This window comes from Deferrisoma sp. (genome assembly GCF_054681715.1).
In genome coordinates this window covers 1-2,501 of the sequence record NZ_BAAHFQ010000268.1, presented here as the reverse complement: position 1 = coordinate 2,501, position 2,501 = coordinate 1, and the positions used below count along the sequence as shown (strand labels likewise).

The following is a 2,501-nucleotide window of genomic DNA, read 5'->3' as shown; positions in this document are numbered from 1 at the left end:
GCGAGGGCAAGGCCAAGCGGGTGATCGACGAGCGAAAGAAGTAGCGGTTGCAGCACCGCCCGCCCCGGGGCGGATTGACCCCGGGGCGGGCGGCGGAATAGGATTCGGTCGTCTCCGAGCGGACCGGCCTACCGGCTCTTCGGGGCCCACGGACGGTTCGCCGATGGGTCGGGGTGGAAACGCCCCGGCCTCCCGCGCTTGGAAAGGAGGCGGTGCGACCGACGGATCCCGTGCGGGGTCCGCCCGGCACGCCCGCGCCCCCTTTCCTGCCGGAAAGGGGGCGCTTCTTGTTTGGAGGATTCGCCGCTCACCCATCACGGAAAGGAGGAACGGATGCGGCAGATCGTGGGAGTTCTGGCGGTACTGGCGACCCTGGGAGTGGGCGTCCGGCCCGGGTGGGCCCGGTTCGACCTGCTCGAGCGCCTGGAGCAGAAGGGCATCATCACGTCGGCCGAGCGCAAGGAGCTGGAGGCCCAGCAGGCCCCGGCCGTGCCCGCGGCCCCGAACCACCTATCCTACCTGAGCCGCGACGGCCGGTTCTCCGGCCGGATCTACGGCTACGGCCAGGTGCGCTACACGTTCCGGGAGTTGGAAGACGCCGAGAACCTAAGCAATTTTTCGGTGCAGCGCGTGCGCGTGGGGCTCGATGGGCACGCGTTCCGCGAGAACCTGAAATACAAGGTGTACGTGAACGTGTACTCGGGCGACGAGAAGGGCGCGGACCTGTTCGATTTCTTCGGGGACTACGCATTCGCCCCCTGGTTCGCCGTGAAGGCCGGGGCCTACAAGGTGCCCTACGGCGTCCAGTGGAACGTATCGGCTTCGAACCTCCAATTCGTGGAGCGAAGTGATGTGGACGCAGCGTTCCGGTTCGACCGGGACACGGGCGTCACGGTCCACGGCAAACTGGCCGGTGGGCTGTCCTACGACGCGGGCGTGTTCAACGGTGAGGGACGCAACCGCAACAACTCGGGCGACGGTCACCTGTACGTGGGACGGGTCGTGTGGGCCCCCATGGGCGGAAGCCCCCTGGCCGGGGAGGCGAGCCTGAACCGGCCCGAGCGACCCCAGGTGTTCCTGGCGGCCTCGGTGGCCTACGACGACGACGTGGCGGGCCACACCCGCAAGAACCTGAACGGAAGGCTCACGGCCCTGGGCACGAGCGACGTGATGAGCGTGGGGGGATTCGCGGGGGTGGCGTACCAAGGGGTCTCGCTCCGGGCAGAGGGCCATCGCCGCCGGATCGACCCCAAGGCCGACGGCGTGGACGACGAGACCGCCACGGGCCTGTATGTGCAGGGGGGCGCCCTGGTGTGGAGGGATGTGGTGGAGGTGGCCGGCCGGTACGAGTTCTTCGACCCGAACACGGACGCCTCCGACGACCTGGTCCAGTCCTACGGGGTGGCCCTGAACGCGTTCTTCAACGGCCATCGCAACAAGATCCAGGCCGACTGGTTCCGGATCCGCGACCAGGACGGGCCGGGCTCGGCCACGACCGAGGATCGGTTCCGGATCCAGTACCAGGTGGCGTTCTGACTTCCGCTATTAATAGGACGCTGGGAGGCTGGGAAGCTAGGAGGCTTGAAAACCTCACTGCTTTCCAAGCATAACCACGCCTCCTTGGTGCCACCCGGCGGTAAAATCCACCAGCCCCCCACCCCGTAGCCCCAAGGGGAAAGGTGCACGGGCCTGGCAATGCTTTCGTTGGAGTGAGTAAAACGCTTTTGAGCTTTCCAGCTTTCTAGCCTCCCAGCCTTCTAGCGCAAAAAGGAGAAAACGATGCGAGACCGTCGATGGATCCGTTCCTGGAGCGGGCTGGTGCTGGCCCTGGCCCTGGTCGCCGGCCGGGTCGGCTCGGCCGGGGCGGAGTGCCGCATCCGGATGTCCACCACCACCAGCACCGAGAACTCGGGGCTCCTGGCCCGGCTGCTGCCCCCGTTCGAGGAGACCTGGGGGTGCCGGGTGGACGTGATCGCCGTGGGCACGGGCAAGGCCCTGCGGCTCGGGGCCAATGGGGACGTGGACGTGGTGCTGGTGCACGCCCGGCCGGCGGAGGACCGGTTCGTGGCCGAGGGCCACGGCGTGAACCGGCGCGACGTGATGCACAACGACTTCGTGGTGCTGGGGCCGGCCGACGACCCGGCCGGCGTGCGGGGCTCGGGCTCGGCCGCCGAGGCCTTCCGCCGGATCGCCAGGGCGGGCGCCCCGTTCGTTTCCCGGGGCGACGATTCGGGCACCCACAAGAAAGAACTCGACCTCTGGGCCGAGGCGGGGGTGAAGCCGAAGGGGTCCTGGTACAAGGAGGCGGGCCAGGGCATGGGGGCGGTTCTTCTGATGGCCCAGGAGCTTCGGGCCTACGCCCTCTCCGACCGGGGCACCTACCTGGCGATGCGCGAAAAGCTCTCCCTCGTCGTCGTCCACGAGGGGGACCCGGCGCTCGCCAACCCCTACGGCATCATCGCGGTGAACCCGGCCAAATATCCCCACGTGAACTACGAGGG

2 protein-coding genes and 1 riboswitch are annotated in these 2,501 nt (G+C 68.3%); both genes read left to right on the top strand.

Features of this window, described 5'->3' with window-relative positions; all coding sequences use genetic code 11:
- Positions 1–103 precede the first annotated feature (103 nt).
- A riboswitch (molybdenum cofactor riboswitch) is annotated at positions 104–223 on the top strand.
- 110 nt (positions 224–333) lie between these two features.
- Positions 334–1,536: a porin gene (locus tag ACY0I8_RS17675; protein ID WP_461395796.1), complete on the top strand. Its 1,203-nt coding sequence runs from the start codon at positions 334–336 to the stop codon at positions 1,534–1,536.
- 243 nt (positions 1,537–1,779) lie between these two features.
- The coding region (locus tag ACY0I8_RS17670) for an ABC transporter substrate-binding protein (protein WP_461395795.1) at positions 1,780–2,501 on the top strand (722 nt) is incomplete at its 3' end.